Below are 13,914 nucleotides of genomic sequence, written 5' to 3' on the forward strand. Positions count from 1 at the left end.
TATGTTGAAAAAGTATTTAGCTATTATAACGCTTAGCGCATTGAGCATATTGCAAACGGTGAGTGCTGCAGAAGTAAAGTTAGACGATCCAAATAAAATGGTACGCAAGGTATCAGAGTATACATTTGACCGAATCAAAAAAGATCAACCACTGATTGTTAAAGATCAAGAGTATCTTCGCGTTATTGTTGAAGAAGAGTTGATGCCCTATATTGATTATAAATACGCAGCACTGCGTGTTTTAGGAAGTGAAGTATCTAAAGTACGAGCAATCACAGATGATGCTGAAAAAGCACAAGCAATTAAAGACATTCAGCGTTTTATTGACGTGTTTAGAGAGTATTTAGTTGCTACGTATGCAGGTGTATTTACCCAATATACTAACCAACACGTTGAATTTGGTGCACCGCAACCATTTAAAGGTCAGGATGTGGTTGTAGTTAAAACAAAAATTATTGAAGATGGTAAGCCAGATATTCGCATTGATTTTAAAGTTCGTGAAGATCGCAGTGGGCAATGGCGTGCATACGACATGATTGCTGAAGGGATAAGCTTGTTAGATGCTAAGCAAAGTGAGCTACAAGGTATTTTGCGTCAGCAAGGTATTGATAAGGTAAGTGACCTTTTAGAGCAAAAAAGTAAGCTTCCAGTTCAATTTAGAGGCAGCAGCTCGAATGACTAAATTGGCGATAAGCCAAATTGATGATCAACAGTTTCGAGCGAGCGGCGAGCTCTCTCGAAATTCAATTGGCGATGAACAACTTCTGAACAAGCAGCTACAAACTAAGCATAAAACCATCTATTTTGACCTAAGTGGGGTGTCAAGGGTTGACACAGCCGGCTTAGCTTGGTTAATTCACTCTTTTGCAGAATTAAAGCAGCAAGGTATTCGCCTTGAATTGCAAAATCCACCTGAGCAATTGCAAAATTTAATGCAATTGGGTCAAGTTACAACCCTATTTGAGTGAGAGTTATGGAAACTAGCCAAGTCGAAACATTATTACGCGAAGAACTTCAATTAGCAGAAGTTCATGTAAAAGCCAATGGAAGCCATTATGAAGTTGTTGCCGTGGGTGAGTGCTTCGACGGTTTAAGCCGAGTTAAAAAGCAACAGCTAGTATATGGTCCACTAATGAATACTATTTCAGACGGTACTATTCATGCAGTTTCTATTCGTGCTTTTACACCGACTGAGTGGAAACGCGAACAAAAATTTATTTTACCGCAATAAATAGGGCCTCCTAATGGATCAATTTGTTATTCAAGGTGGCACTTCACTTGCTGGTGAGGTGACTATTTCTGGTGCTAAAAACGCAGCACTGCCTATTTTATTTGCCTCACTTTTGGCCGATGGTAAAAGTACATTTACCAATGTGCCACGCTTACGCGATATTGTAACTACAGAAGCTTTGTTAAAAACATTAGGTGCAGATGTAAATTGGCACAGTGATACCCTCGTCATAGATGGTGCAACTGTTGATAAAACGTTGGCACCATACGATTTAGTAAAGCAAATGCGCGCGTCTGTATTAGCATTAGGACCTTTAGTTGCTCGATTTGGTGAGGCACAAGTTTCATTGCCAGGCGGCTGTGCTATTGGTGCTCGCCCTGTTGATATTCACATTCAAGGCATGGAACGTTTAGGTGCGCAAATTAGTGTTGAAAATGGCTATATCAATGCAAAAGTGGATGGTCGCCTTAAAGGCGCTGAGATCTTTATGGAGATGGTCAGTGTAGGCGCAACCGAGAACTTGTTGATGGCAGCAGCGCTGGCCGATGGTAAAACAGTACTAGAAAACGCAGCCCGTGAACCTGAAATCACCGATTTAGCAAATTGCTTGATTGCTATGGGTGCTAAAATTACAGGCGCTGGAACGAGCCGTATTGAAATTGAAGGCGTAGAGCGCTTATCCGGTTGTGAACACAAAATTTTACCGGATCGTATTGAAACGGGCACGTTCTTAGTTGCTGCAGCAATGGCTGGTGGTGAAGTATTGTGTAAAAACACAGACTTTCATTCACTTGAACCGGTTATTGAAAAACTGCGCGCGACAAATGCCTTACTTGAAGTGAAAGACGATTCCATTTACCTAGATATGCGTGGTCGTGAGCTTAAAGCCGTGAATGTTAAAACCGCGCCGCATCCTGGGTTCCCAACCGATATGCAAGCTCAGTTTACTGCACTTAATGTAGTGGCTAACGGCAGCGCGACAATTACAGAAACTATTTTTGAGAACCGTTTCATGCATGTGCCTGAGTTACAGCGCATGGGTGCAAACATTCGCTTAGAAGGCAACACAGCAATATGTGGTGAGACTAAAAGTCTTTCTGGCGCTCAAGTTATGGCTACGGATTTACGAGCATCAGCAAGCTTAATCCTTACAGGGATTGTAGCGCAAGGTGAAACCGTTGTTGATCGTATTTATCACGTTGATAGAGGGTATCAGCGTATTGAGGATAAACTCAGCGCACTAGGCGCTAACATAAAGCGTAAAGCAAGCTAACACGTTTAAATGCTGGTCGGTGTGATTACACCGACCTTTCTTTATTTAGAGTTTGGTTTCAAGCTCAGCCACAGTAACCATTATTTTTTCGATTTTCCCATCTCTATACAATTCAAACTCTATTTCTTTACCTGGTTCAGTATTGCCAATTTTTTCGAGTACTTTTTGTGGATTAGCCACTGAAAGCCCCGCAATTTTTATTACAATATCTTGTTCTTCAATGCCTGCTTGCCACGCAGGCCCTAATGGATCTAAATTTGTAATACGCATGCCGCTCACAGGGGTTAAGTTGTCATTAACCTCTTTGCCTGTACTGTCTACAGCTGTGCCTTCAAACCCTAAGTAACCACGCACTACACGACCATGGCGAATTAGCTTAGCCATTACTTCCTTCGCTAGGGTGTAGGGGACAGCAAAAAAGATGCCTTGGATGTTTAAGTTTTCGCGGGTTTTAAATTGCGCCGAAGTAATACCCACTAAATCACCATTTGAATTAACGAGTGCACCTCCAGAATTTCCTACATTAATTGCTGCATCCATTTGCAGTAGATTATTAAACGGGCTATCGGTAATTTTTTGTTTACCTGTGGCACTAATAATCCCTTGTGTAATGGTTTGCCCTAAGTTGAGTGGGTTACCAATCGCTAATACAACATCTCCCACGCTAGTCGTATAGTCATCGTTCACGGGAATAACAGGAAGGTGTTCTGCATTTATTTTAAGTAGTGCTAGATCTGTAATTGTATCAAAGCCTATAAGCTGCACATCAAAAAAACGTCGGCCGTCAGTTAAAATCACCATGATGACATCAGCATTATTAACAACATGATAATTAGTAAGTATATAGCCATCTGGCGACATAATAACGCCAGAGCCCAACTCCTGAACGGTGTTTTTTCTTTTGTAGCGGGGCTCCTTTGAAATACTTTCAGAAAAAATAGTAACGACTGACGGGGCTGCGCGCTTTACTGCATCAGAAAAGCTTAAGTGGCTTGCACTCATTGCACTAGGGATAGGAATATTAGGCAGCAGCGCTGCTCTCATATTTGGGCTGAAAAAAACCACCAAAAAAGCAATACTGAGACCTGCAAATAGAGGAGGGAGGACAAATTTAATGAATTTCAGCACAAGTTTCTTAATATTAAAGGAGCAATCCCTTTATGATGGCACAAAAAAAATAACAGCGGCAAGTGCCACTGTTATTTTTATTACACATATACTGCGATTAATTACTGAATTAGGATAAATATAGACTCACGTCCACGTTTAACGCCTAGTACAATATTACCTTTCGTATTTTCGATGATTTTATTCATATCGCGAATAGTCTCAACACGTTGGCGGTTCACTTGAACTATCATGTCACCTTCTTCTAGGCCTACCCGTGCAGAAGGAGAGCGAGGATCGACAGAGGTAATTTCAATCCCCTTTGCGTTATTTTTCTGAACATTTTCTAATTCAGCCCCTTGAAATGCGGGGTGCAGTTCTTCGCCAACCGCTTTAACACCAGATGCACCGTCGAGTGTGACTTTGAGCGTTTTTATTTTTCCATCTCGGTAAATACTGAGCTTTATTTCTCTGCCTTCACCTAATGTAGCAATTTTACTGCGCAGTTCATGGAAGCCGCTTATATCGCTGCCATTAATGCTTACAATAACATCCCCGGCTTTTATGCCTGCTTTACTTGCAGCAGTATCATCCATTACCTGCATTACATAAGCACCTTGTTTAACATCAAGCTGTTGTGCTTTGGCTAAGCCCGCATCAAGTGGACGACCCGATATGCCTAGCGAGCCACGGCGTACTTCACCATGCTCAATAATCTGATCAACCAAGTTTTTCATCATGTTTGAAGGAATAGCAAAACCAATTCCAACGTTACCACCAGATGCACCTAAAATAGCGGTGTTAATGCCAATTAGTTCTCCATTTAAATTCACTAAAGCACCGCCAGAATTACCTTGGTTAATTGCGGCGTCTGTTTGAATGAAATCTTCGTAACCTTCGATGTTTAAGCCACTGCGTCCAAGGGCACTAACAATGCCTGAGGTGACGGTGTGGCTTAAACCAAACGGGTTGCCTATAGCAACTGCAAAATCACCGACTCGTAATTGGTCTGAGTTAGCAAGTTTGATTTCAGTCAGGTCATCAGCGTCTATTTGTAGTAGTGCAATGTCAGACTCTTTATCTGTACCAATTTTAGTAGCTTCAAATTCACGTCCATCTTCGAGTGTAACGATCATTTTTTCAGCATCTTGGATCACGTGATTATTAGTAACCACATAACCTTCATCTGCATCGATAATCACACCTGAACCCAAACCACTAAATTGGCGCTTTTGGCTGCGAGGTTGTTGCTGGCCAAAAAAGAACTCAAGTGGATCGGCGCGGCGGCGAACCTCTTTAGAGCCCGAAACCTGAATACTCACAACACCAGGGGAGATTTGTTCAAGCATAGGTGCAAGAGTCGGTAGCTGTTGCCCATTAACTGCTATTGGTAACTTTGCGTAAGACGCTACCGGGCTCATTAATAAGCTTGTAGATAAAATAGCAGCACTGATAAGTGATAATTTCATTTTCATAGTCAAGGTTTACTCCACTTAGGAAAAACAAAAATTAAAAAAGGCTGCATAAGCAGCCTTTTTTTAGTTTGTTAGTAAGATAAAACAACAAAGCTGTTATATCTAAAGACTATGGGGTCAAAAAAAAGTTCATCAAGATGCTTTAGAGCGGTCCTGTACTTTATTTTCACCAGCAAATAAACCAGACTCACCTGACACAAAGTCTGCCGGTTGCGCCTCTGCTGAAGAGCGATCAGAACGACGCTCTTTTAAAGATGCTTGTAATTGCTCTGTTGTTTCTTTTGAAAAGTAAGGGGCTGCTGGTTCTTTATTTCTATCTTCTAACAGTAATTGATTAGTTTCTTCTACATGACTCAAGAGCTGGTTGTAGTTATCTTTCATTTTATTTACAAGCTTGCTGGTGCTTGCTAAATGGTCAGCTACGTCTTGGCGGTATTGCTCAAGTTCGCTTTGCGCTTGTTCCGCTTGCTCTTTTAACTCATCTTGTTTGAACTGTTTTTTAGTAACAAATGCACCAATAAAAAATGCTATAACCGCAACAATAACGATTAAACCTACCCATATAACTGTGCCCATAAACTACCCCTTTGGGAAAATAACGAAAGAATGCTGATTCATTTATAAATCATATTAAGTGTAATATACCCCGAGTTATGATGCGTGTTAATATGCTTTACAAATTAAACTGCGTTTTGACTGAAAATACATATGACTCCTTGGCAAACATATCAACAAGATTTAAAACGAGATGACTTTGTACACGACGCAGCACAAGAAAATGCTGTGCGCCACTTGCAACGTCTATACGATGACCTCACGCAAGCAAAACCAAAATCAACAGGCTTTTTCGCTAATTTATTTGGTAAAAACGAACCAGAACCTATTAAAGGCTTGTATTTTTGGGGCGGAGTTGGGCGTGGAAAAACGTATTTAGTTGATACTTTTTATGAGGCATTACCAAGTGATCGAAAAATGCGCGTGCATTTTCACCGTTTCATGCACCGTGTGCATGATGAATTAAAAAAACTAAATAACACGACCAATCCGTTGGAAAAAGTAGCGGATATATTTAAATCAGAAACAGACATCATTTGTTTTGATGAATTCTTTGTGCAAGACATAACGGATGCCATGTTACTGGGTGGTTTAATGGAAGCGCTTTTTGCTCGTGGAATTGTTTTAGTCGCTACCTCTAATATTGTGCCTGACGATTTATATAGAAATGGCCTACAGCGGGCTCGTTTTATGCCTGCCATTGAACTGGTAAAACTTAATACTGAAATAGTGAATGTAGATTCGGGTATTGACTATCGACTGAGAACCTTAGAACAAGCTGAGATTTTTCACAGCCCGCTTGATGAACAAGCTGATAAAAATCTATTTGAATATTTTGATAAGTTGTCAGCTGAACCGGGTCAACTCGATCACCCTATAGAAATAGAAGGGCGCTTAATAAAAACGCGCAAAGTAGCTCAAAGTGTCGTGCTATTCGAATTTAGTGAATTGTGTGAGACTGCACGTAGCCAAGTTGATTATATGGAAATTAGCCGTTTATATAACACGGTAATTATTTCTAATGTAAAACAGCTTGGCCAAAGTAATGATGATGCAGCAAGGCGCTTCATTGCTCTAGTAGATGAATTTTACGAACGCCACGTGACGCTAATTATTTCAGCAGAAAAACCGATTACCGAACTTTACACCCAAGGTAACTTAAATTTTGAATTTAAACGCTGCATAAGCCGTTTACAAGAAATGCAGTCGTTAGAGTATTTGGCAAGAGAACATTTAGCTTAATAAAAATTAGAATGCCGGTCGTTTTGCGCTCTCAACACTTATTTGTAAATAGCGATAATTTTCTTGTGGGAAAAACAACCGATCGGTAGCAATGTGATTTAAGTGCTGGTATACTCCCGCGTCTGCCACGTTGCGTTCTATGCCTTCATATAGTTTAGCCACTAATGAGCGGCGCAAAAGTCTAAAACTCGAAGGGGTTATAGCAAACTTAGAGCAGTAGTTAATATTAACTACTTGTGGTTTTAATTGAAAAACATTGGATTTTTATAAATGAAAACGTTTGTTGCTAAACCAGAAACAGTAAAACGTGACTGGTACGTAGTTGACGCTGAAGGTAAAACTTTAGGTCGCATCGCTACTGAAATCGCTCATCGCCTACGCGGTAAGCACAAAGCTGAATACACTCCACACGTAGATACTGGTGATTACATCATCGTTATCAACGCTGAGAAAGTTACTGTAACTGGTAACAAATTCAAAGATAAAGTGTACTACGCTCACTCTGGTTTTCCAGGTGGCCTTAAGTCTACTACTTTTGATAAACTTCAAGCTGCAAAGCCTGAAATGATCATCGAAAAAGCAGTTAAAGGCATGTTGCCACGTGGTCCTTTAGGCCGCGCTATGTACCGTAAACTTAAAGTTTACGCAGGTACTGAGCATAACCATGCTGCACAACAGCCTCAGGTTCTAGACATTTAAGGAGCACTATCATGGCAAATCAATACTACGGTACAGGTCGTCGTAAAAGTTCAAGTGCTCGCGTATTCTTACGCCCAGGCACTGGTAACATCGTAATCAACAAGCGCTCTTTAGAAGAGTACTTTGGTCGCGAAACAGCACGCATGGTTGTTCATCAAGCTCTTGAGCTTGTTGATATGACTGAAAAATTTGACCTTTTCATCACCGTTTCTGGTGGTGGTACAACTGGTCAAGCTGGTGCTATCCGTCACGGTATCACTCGTGCACTTATGGAGTTTGACGAGTCACTACGTCCACAACTTCGTAAAGCAGGTTTTGTTACTCGTGATGCACGTAAAGTTGAACGTAAGAAAGTGGGTCTTAAGAAAGCGCGTAAGCGTCCACAGTTCTCAAAACGTTAATCTATACGTTATCAAGAATTCAAAAACCCAGCTTATGCTGGGTTTTTTGTTATTGGCGATAAATTTCTTCTGATTCCTTTGAGCTTTAAAAAATTGTTAGCCTAAGCTGTAATTGCAAATTACTGTTTATGATGATCACACAGTGCAATAACGGCGTATTAATTGAACGAAAGGAAGTAAATAGCCAGATAGGTGCAAAAAAGTTAAATAATTATCGTAATTAGTTTAAATCCATCAGTTAATTGATGGAATTTTTTGCTACAATTGGCGTGGAAGTAAAACGATCAAGTTTTATAACACTATGTGTAGTCTTAAAACTTCCGCTTAGTGGAGTTGATCTTGGTCACTACATCGTTTTTACAGAAGTGATATTATTACTTTTCGGCTCGTGCTCGAACTAGCTTAATCAAACCATTGGTGAAATTAATATTTTTCAAGACCTGAGTTGTTAATAACCTTGTTTTAAACAAGGGTTTTAATTATGATCATTTCTATTTTAAAAATTTCGAATAATTAACCTGCTGTAACTGATGTTCTCAATATAGCAAGTGTTGAGAATCGTAAGTGGAGATAAGTGGATGAGCAATGCGCCTGTAGACAATGGCCGACGTCGCTTTTTAACCATAGCTACCTCTGTTGTTGGTGGTGTTGGTGCGGCTGGGGCTGCTGTTCCTTTTATTGCGTCTTGGAATCCAAGTGAGCGAGCTAAATCTGCGGGTGCGCCTGTAGAAGTAGATATAAGCAAACTTGAGCCAGGACAATTAATACGTGTCGAGTGGCGTGGTAAACCTGTATGGGTTGTATCACGAACCCCAAAAATGCTTGAGCAAATGAAAGAACACGAAGGTCAACTTCGTGATCCGCAATCGCAAGAGCCACAACAATTAGAATCATCAACAAATGACTACCGTTCATTACGTCCAGAGATTTTTGTCGCTGTAGGTATTTGTACGCATTTAGGATGTTCACCTAGCTTTTTACAAGGTGGCTTTGGTGAAAAAGTGGAAGGGACTGATGATGGTTTTTATTGTCCATGTCACGGTTCTAAATTTGATATGGCTGGCCGTGTTTTTCAATCGGTTCCAGCACCATTAAACTTAGAAATTCCACCATATACTTTTCTTGATGAAACCACTATTTTAGTGGGCGAAGAACAAGGGGTGGCCTAATGTTTGGTAAGATTATTGGTTGGATTGACGACAGAATCCCAATGACACGTGTTTGGAACATGCATATTGCACAATATCCAGCACCTAAAAACTTTAACTTTTGGTACTTCTTTGGCTCATTAGCAATGTTAGTACTAGTTAACCAAATACTGACCGGTATTTGGCTAACAATGAACTACGTACCGTCTGCTGAAGGTGCATTTGCATCAATAGAATATATCATGCGTGATGTAGATTATGGCTGGTTACTGCGCTATCTGCATTCAACCGGTGCATCAGCATTCTTCATTGTTGTATACCTGCATATGTTCCGTGGCATGATCTACGGTTCTTACCAAAAACCACGTGAGTTACTGTGGTTGTTTGGTATGTTTATTTTCTTAGCCCTAATGGCTGAAGCATTCATGGGTTACTTATTACCATGGGGCCAAATGTCGTTCTGGGGTGCACAGGTAATCATTTCATTATTCGGGGCTATTCCTGTTATTGGTGATGACCTTACACTTTGGATCCGTGGTGACTACGTAATTTCTGGTGCAACGCTTAACCGCTTCTTTGCATTACACGTAATTGCACTGCCATTGGTTATTGTTATCTTAGTATTTTTACACATTGTTGCACTACACGAAGTGGGTTCTAATAACCCAGATGGTATTGATAACAAACGTAAAAAAGGCACGGTTCCTGAAGAAGATAAGCCTAAATTTAAGTTCCATGAATACTACACTGATAAAAAAGACATTATTGATGCTATTCCGTTCCACCCTTATTACACAGTAAAAGATATTGTGGGCGTGGTTGGTTTCTTAATCTTGTTCTGCTGGGTTGTGTTCTTTATGCCTGCTATGGGTGGTTTCTTTTTAGAGGCGCCAAACTTTGAAGCGGCAAACCCACTTAAAACACCGGAACATATATTCCCTGTTTGGTACTTCACGCCATTCTACGCAATCTTGCGCGCAATCCCTGATAAATTAATGGGTGTTGCAGCAATGGGGGCGTCAATTGTAGTACTTGCGTTATTACCTTGGATTGACCGTGGTTCAGTTCGCTCTGTTCGTTACCGTTGTGGTTTCCACAAATGGAACATTGCAGGCTTTGTTGTTACTTTTGTTCTTTTAGGTTGGGTTGGTGCTACACCGCAAACTGACTTTAAAACAATTGTTTCGCAAGTTTGTACTGTGACTTACTTTATGTTCTTCGTACTGTTATTTGTTTACAGTAAGAATGAAAAAACTAAGCCATTGCCTGAGAGGTTAACGAAATGATGAAAAAACTAATAATTGGTTTATTCGCTTTATCAGTAAATATGTTACCTGCAATGGCGGCAGGCCCGTCAGTTCCACTAATGGACGCGGGTAACGATATATCTGATCAGCCATCTTTGCAGCGCGGCGCTAAGTTGTTCATGAACTACTGTCTTGGTTGTCACCAAATGCAGTATCAGCGTTATGAACGTACTTTCCGTGATATTGGTATTCCAACGGAAGTTGGCCAAGAGCAGCTTATTTTTGATGGTTCAAAAGTAGGCAGCCATATTAAGAACTCAATGGCTAAAGATGATGCAGCAAAATGGTTTGGTGCGGCTCCGCCGGATTTAACCAATGTTGCACGTGTACGCGGAAGTGATTGGATTTACACGTACTTGAAATCATTTTATAAAGATGAGTCTCGCCCATTTGGTGTAAATAATACGTTATTTCCATCGGTAGGTATGCCACATGTTCTACAAGAACTTCAGGGTGTTCCTACTCCTATAACTGAAGAAGTAACTGTTGACGGTGTAACAACTGTACATATCACAGGTACTGAAACAGATGGCTCAGGCGAGATGAGTGTAGATGAGTATGACCAAGCTGTTCGTGATTTAACGAATTTCCTAGAGTACGTAGGTGAACCTACTCGACTTGAATCGGAAGCGCTAGGTATTAAGGTAATTGGGTTCTTAGTTATCCTGTTTATCTTGGCATTTATGCTTAAGAAAGAATACTGGAGAGATGTTCATTAATTTTGAACATATTTAAAGGTAATTTTGCAATAGGGGCTTAAGCCCCTATTGCTGTTTTAGTTATTTAATGGAGGTAGGCATGGCCGTAGCTGCCAATAAGCGCCCTGTAATGACCCTTTTCTCTGGGGCTAACTGTATGTATAGCCATCAAGTACGTATCGTACTTGCAGAAAAAGGTGTAAGTGTAGATATTCATTTGGCTGAAAAGGATAATCTGCCAGAAGCACTTCACGAAATTAACCCTTACGGTACAGTGCCAACACTGATTGACCGTGAGCTTGGTTTATATCAGGCAAATATCATCATGGAATACCTTGATGAACGTTTCCCTCATCCTCCACTAATGCCTGTTTACCCGGTAATGCGTGGTCGTAGCCGTTTAATGATGCACCGCATTGATACTGATTGGTACAGCTTAGCTGCTAAAATCAGCAATAACACATCAGATGCAGCACAAGCTCGTAAAGAGTTAACTGAGGCATTACTTGCAGTAGCTCCTATCTTTAGCGAAGCTCCTTACTTTATGAGTGAAGAGTTTAGCTTAGTAGATTGTTACTTAGCACCACTACTATGGCGTTTACCTGAGTTTGGTATTGAGCTTAATGGTGCAGGCTCTAAAGAGATGAAAGAGTACATGATCCGTTTATTCGAACGTGAATCATTCCAAGCCTCTTTAACTGAAGCTGAGCGTGAGATCCGTTTATAATGACGCCTAATCGTCCTTATTTATTACGTGCTTTTTTTGATTGGATAGTCGATAACGAATGTACGCCACATATTGTGGTGGACGCTGGTTTTGCGAATGTGCAAGTGCCTACACAATTTGTGCAAGATGGACAAATTGTGCTTAACATTAGCCCATCAGCAGTAACACAGTTTTCGTTAGACCTAACCCAACTTAGTTTTAACGCGCGTTTTGGCGGTCAGCCAATGCAAGTTTATGTACCTTTAGGTGCTGTGCTTGCAATTTACGCCCGTGAGAATGGCGAAGGTACAGTCTTTACTGCAGACGAGTTTGTAGAGGACGAAGACGAGTTTGATACAGGGCTAGAAAGTGTTGATTCATCTGAGAATATAGATGAAACACCGCCAGAAAAACCTGAAAAGAAAAAAGGCTCACATTTACGTGTTATTAAATAATATGTAGATTACAAAAAAACCGCTTAAAAGCGGTTTTTTTATCACTGTAATTTAGTGGCTTTTAATTAATATATTCAAATACCTTTACTACTCGCTCAACGCCCGACACATTACGTGCAATATCAACTGCACGATTAGCTTCATCTTGAGACACCAAGCCCATCAAATAAACCTCAGCGTTTTCTGTAACCACTTTAATGTTATTGCTACTAATATCTTTAGCTGCTAGTAACTGTGCTTTTACCTTTGAGGTAAGCCACGAATCATGAGTTTGAGTTGTTATACCAATATTTGAACCAATACGAAGTTGGTTATGAATTTTACGAATGCCGGCAATCGCTTCTACGGTTATTTGTGCTTCGTTTTTCATTTCCTGATTAGCAACTTGACCAACAAGCAAAACAATACCATTGACACTTATAGCGTTAACTCGAGCAGACTTTTCTAGGCGTTCAACTTCACTAATAGCAATGCTAGCTTTAATTTCTATATTGTTATCATCGATTTGAGAGCCTATAGTGCGACGGTCGTTTGCAGCGGTTACTGCACTGGCAGTGCCGGCTACAACAGCTGCAGCACAGCCTTGTAATAATACAACGGTACCTAAAATAATAAGGGAGCGTTTAAACATAATTTTCATCCTGCGGGAAAAGCGTTAAATCTATAAGTTCACTTAAACAATGTAAGTTAGTTAAATGCGACTCTATAATACGGCTTGGACGTTTAGACGGTGTTCTTATTTCAACATCATTAGGGCCAAGTAAACCCACTAATTCACCGCCATCGTCACCGACCATAACAATGACCTTCATATCGCGTGTAAGCGCAGCTTCAACGGCTGAAATTACCTGCTTTTCATTGCCATTAATTGCTAATACCAATAGTAAGTCACCTTGTTGAGCGAATGCACGGATTTGACGGGCAAATGTATCGTGATCATCACTGTGATTGTTCTGCCCAAGATTTATATTTTCTTGTGACAAAGCAATAGCAGGCAAGCAAGGACGCTCTGTTTCGTAGTGATTGACCAATATACCCGCTATATGTTGCGCAAGCATATGACAGTTAGCTGTCCCGCAACAAATTAACTTATTACCGTTAATAAGGCTTTGTGCAATTGTGAACGCGGCCGATTCAAGCGCACTGGGAAGGACCTCTCCAGCGGCTATTTGAACTTGAATACTTTCTGTGAAAATTTCTTTTATCGTGTCTTGCATAGCCTACCAATTCTTTTTAGTATTTTTAAAATACGTTTTTAAGCCAATTATATGTAGGAGATGATTCTCCGGTTATGGCTACATAGTCAATTCTTAATGCCTGATTTGTTAAGTTTTTAGCTGCTAAGTAATGATAAATACTACGTTTAAGCCGTGCTTGTTTTTGAGCGCTGAGCGCATAATTAGCACCACCTCGAGCATTGTTTTTGCGAAACTTCACTTCCACAAAAACAAGGGTGTTACCCTCTTTCATAATAATATCGAGCTCACCAAAGGGGCAGTAATAATTACGCTCTATAGGCTTTAAACCTTGCGCTACTAGGTATTTTTGCGCTTGTAGTTCGTAGTACTGACCTTTTTCACGACTATTTTGCCACAGCTCTTTAAACCACGACATGCC

General features: G+C 40.5%; 18 protein-coding genes. 12 read left to right on the forward strand and 6 right to left on the reverse strand.

Going from position 1 to position 13,914, the window contains the following annotated elements; genetic code table 11:
• Position 1: 1 nt before the first annotated feature.
• Genes PS1M3_RS02580 through murA form a run of 4 tightly spaced genes read left to right on the forward strand, consistent with a single transcriptional unit; the run spans position 2 to position 2,504 of the window.
• Positions 2-682 carry a phospholipid-binding protein MlaC gene (locus tag PS1M3_RS02580; protein WP_203986135.1) on the forward strand — a complete coding sequence of 227 codons (681 nt, stop codon included), beginning with the start codon at positions 2-4 and terminating at the stop codon, positions 680-682.
• Positions 675-968: a lipid asymmetry maintenance protein MlaB gene (locus tag PS1M3_RS02585; protein ID WP_006792108.1), complete on the forward strand. Its 294-nt coding sequence runs from the start codon at positions 675-677 to the stop codon at positions 966-968. Before PS1M3_RS02580 ends, PS1M3_RS02585 begins: the two co-directional genes overlap by 8 nt.
• 5 nt (positions 969-973) lie before the next feature.
• The gene (locus PS1M3_RS02590) at positions 974-1,231 is read left to right on the forward strand and encodes a BolA family protein (RefSeq protein ID WP_006792109.1); all 258 of its coding nucleotides are present in this window, start codon (positions 974-976) and stop codon (positions 1,229-1,231) included.
• Between the two features lie 13 nt (positions 1,232-1,244).
• On the forward strand, positions 1,245-2,504 hold the full coding sequence (gene murA / locus PS1M3_RS02595; protein ID WP_203986137.1) for a UDP-N-acetylglucosamine 1-carboxyvinyltransferase: 1,260 nt from the start codon (positions 1,245-1,247) through the stop codon (positions 2,502-2,504).
• A gap of 45 nt (positions 2,505-2,549) precedes the next feature.
• Here the strand turns inward: murA and PS1M3_RS02600 are convergent, their stop codons facing one another.
• The 3 genes from PS1M3_RS02600 to PS1M3_RS02610 form a co-directional block, all read right to left on the reverse strand.
• Positions 2,550-3,632 carry a trypsin-like peptidase domain-containing protein gene (locus tag PS1M3_RS02600; protein ID WP_203986139.1) on the reverse strand — a complete coding sequence of 361 codons (1,083 nt, stop codon included), beginning with the start codon at positions 3,630-3,632 and terminating at the stop codon, positions 2,550-2,552.
• 101 nt (positions 3,633-3,733) lie between these two features.
• Positions 3,734-5,086, reverse strand: a complete 1,353-nt coding sequence (locus tag PS1M3_RS02605; protein ID WP_008130320.1) for a Do family serine endopeptidase — start codon at positions 5,084-5,086, stop codon at positions 3,734-3,736.
• Between the two features lie 132 nt (positions 5,087-5,218).
• Positions 5,219-5,662, reverse strand: a complete 444-nt coding sequence (locus PS1M3_RS02610; RefSeq protein ID WP_008130322.1) for a YhcB family protein — start codon at positions 5,660-5,662, stop codon at positions 5,219-5,221.
• A gap of 132 nt (positions 5,663-5,794) precedes the next feature.
• On the opposite strand from PS1M3_RS02610, the gene zapE reads away from it, so the two are divergent.
• From zapE to PS1M3_RS02650, 8 genes are all read left to right on the forward strand, one after another.
• Positions 5,795-6,883: a cell division protein ZapE gene (zapE, locus tag PS1M3_RS02615; protein WP_006792114.1), complete on the forward strand. Its 1,089-nt coding sequence runs from the start codon at positions 5,795-5,797 to the stop codon at positions 6,881-6,883.
• A 270-nt stretch (positions 6,884-7,153) separates the two neighbouring features.
• Positions 7,154-7,582: a 50S ribosomal protein L13 gene (rplM, locus tag PS1M3_RS02620; protein ID WP_002957960.1), complete on the forward strand. Its 429-nt coding sequence runs from the start codon at positions 7,154-7,156 to the stop codon at positions 7,580-7,582.
• Between the two features lie 8 nt (positions 7,583-7,590).
• A complete protein-coding gene (gene rpsI, locus PS1M3_RS02625) occupies positions 7,591-7,983 on the forward strand; it encodes a 30S ribosomal protein S9 (protein WP_086007041.1) in 393 nt (130 codons plus the stop codon).
• Positions 7,984-8,561: 578 nt separating this feature from the next.
• Positions 8,562-9,152, forward strand: a complete 591-nt coding sequence (petA, locus tag PS1M3_RS02630; RefSeq protein WP_006792117.1) for a ubiquinol-cytochrome c reductase iron-sulfur subunit — start codon at positions 8,562-8,564, stop codon at positions 9,150-9,152.
• Positions 9,152-10,417 (forward strand): cytochrome b N-terminal domain-containing protein, encoded by a 1,266-nt coding sequence (locus PS1M3_RS02635; RefSeq protein ID WP_006792118.1) that lies wholly within the window; start codon positions 9,152-9,154, stop codon positions 10,415-10,417. The genes petA and PS1M3_RS02635 overlap by 1 nt, the downstream gene beginning before the upstream one ends.
• Positions 10,414-11,157, forward strand: coding sequence for a cytochrome c1 (locus PS1M3_RS02640; protein ID WP_006792119.1), 744 nt, complete (start codon positions 10,414-10,416; stop codon positions 11,155-11,157). The genes PS1M3_RS02635 and PS1M3_RS02640 overlap by 4 nt, the downstream gene beginning before the upstream one ends.
• A gap of 79 nt (positions 11,158-11,236) precedes the next feature.
• Positions 11,237-11,863, forward strand: coding sequence for a stringent starvation protein SspA (gene sspA / locus PS1M3_RS02645; RefSeq protein WP_006792120.1), 627 nt, complete (start codon positions 11,237-11,239; stop codon positions 11,861-11,863).
• Positions 11,863-12,297 (forward strand): ClpXP protease specificity-enhancing factor, encoded by a 435-nt coding sequence (locus PS1M3_RS02650; RefSeq protein WP_203986140.1) that lies wholly within the window; start codon positions 11,863-11,865, stop codon positions 12,295-12,297. The genes sspA and PS1M3_RS02650 overlap by 1 nt, the downstream gene beginning before the upstream one ends.
• A gap of 61 nt (positions 12,298-12,358) precedes the next feature.
• Here PS1M3_RS02650 and dolP read toward each other — a convergent pair whose 3' ends face one another.
• From dolP to PS1M3_RS02665, 3 genes are read right to left on the reverse strand one after another with little or no spacing between them, the layout of a single operon-like run.
• Entirely contained in the window at positions 12,359-12,928 is a 570-nt protein-coding gene (gene dolP, locus PS1M3_RS02655; protein WP_008130334.1) for a division/outer membrane stress-associated lipid-binding lipoprotein, read from the reverse strand.
• On the reverse strand, positions 12,921-13,514 hold the full coding sequence (locus PS1M3_RS02660; RefSeq protein ID WP_006792123.1) for an SIS domain-containing protein: 594 nt from the start codon (positions 13,512-13,514) through the stop codon (positions 12,921-12,923). The genes dolP and PS1M3_RS02660 overlap by 8 nt, the downstream gene beginning before the upstream one ends.
• Before the next feature lie 25 nt (positions 13,515-13,539).
• Entirely contained in the window at positions 13,540-13,911 is a 372-nt protein-coding gene (locus PS1M3_RS02665; RefSeq protein ID WP_203986142.1) for a YraN family protein, read from the reverse strand.
• Positions 13,912-13,914: the final 3 nt, after the last annotated feature.

The sequence above is a fragment of the Pseudoalteromonas sp. PS1M3 genome, assembly GCF_016865405.1.
Taxonomy (GTDB): domain Bacteria; phylum Pseudomonadota; class Gammaproteobacteria; order Enterobacterales; family Alteromonadaceae; genus Pseudoalteromonas; species Pseudoalteromonas marina.

What these genes read in the sequence shown, in the direction of transcription:
- zapE (WP_006792114.1), top strand. Translation starts at nt 5,795, where the DNA reads ATGACTCCTTGGCAAACATATCAACAAGATTTAAAACGAGATGACTTT.
- PS1M3_RS02590 (WP_006792109.1), top strand. Translation starts at nt 974, where the DNA reads ATGGAAACTAGCCAAGTCGAAACATTATTACGCGAAGAACTTCAATTA.
- rplM (WP_002957960.1), top strand. Translation starts at nt 7,154, where the DNA reads ATGAAAACGTTTGTTGCTAAACCAGAAACAGTAAAACGTGACTGGTAC.
- PS1M3_RS02640 (WP_006792119.1), top strand. Translation starts at nt 10,414, where the DNA reads ATGATGAAAAAACTAATAATTGGTTTATTCGCTTTATCAGTAAATATG.
- PS1M3_RS02635 (WP_006792118.1), top strand. Translation starts at nt 9,152, where the DNA reads ATGTTTGGTAAGATTATTGGTTGGATTGACGACAGAATCCCAATGACA.
- PS1M3_RS02660 (WP_006792123.1), bottom strand. Translation starts at nt 13,514, where the DNA reads ATGCAAGACACGATAAAAGAAATTTTCACAGAAAGTATTCAAGTTCAA.
- PS1M3_RS02605 (WP_008130320.1), bottom strand. Translation starts at nt 5,086, where the DNA reads ATGAAAATGAAATTATCACTTATCAGTGCTGCTATTTTATCTACAAGC.
- PS1M3_RS02650 (WP_203986140.1), top strand. Translation starts at nt 11,863, where the DNA reads ATGACGCCTAATCGTCCTTATTTATTACGTGCTTTTTTTGATTGGATA.
- PS1M3_RS02585 (WP_006792108.1), top strand. Translation starts at nt 675, where the DNA reads ATGACTAAATTGGCGATAAGCCAAATTGATGATCAACAGTTTCGAGCG.
- dolP (WP_008130334.1), bottom strand. Translation starts at nt 12,928, where the DNA reads ATGTTTAAACGCTCCCTTATTATTTTAGGTACCGTTGTATTATTACAA.
- petA (WP_006792117.1), top strand. Translation starts at nt 8,562, where the DNA reads ATGAGCAATGCGCCTGTAGACAATGGCCGACGTCGCTTTTTAACCATA.
- PS1M3_RS02665 (WP_203986142.1), bottom strand. Translation starts at nt 13,911, where the DNA reads ATGTCGTGGTTTAAAGAGCTGTGGCAAAATAGTCGTGAAAAAGGTCAG.
- PS1M3_RS02580 (WP_203986135.1), top strand. Translation starts at nt 2, where the DNA reads ATGTTGAAAAAGTATTTAGCTATTATAACGCTTAGCGCATTGAGCATA.
- murA (WP_203986137.1), top strand. Translation starts at nt 1,245, where the DNA reads ATGGATCAATTTGTTATTCAAGGTGGCACTTCACTTGCTGGTGAGGTG.
- sspA (WP_006792120.1), top strand. Translation starts at nt 11,237, where the DNA reads ATGGCCGTAGCTGCCAATAAGCGCCCTGTAATGACCCTTTTCTCTGGG.
- PS1M3_RS02610 (WP_008130322.1), bottom strand. Translation starts at nt 5,662, where the DNA reads ATGGGCACAGTTATATGGGTAGGTTTAATCGTTATTGTTGCGGTTATA.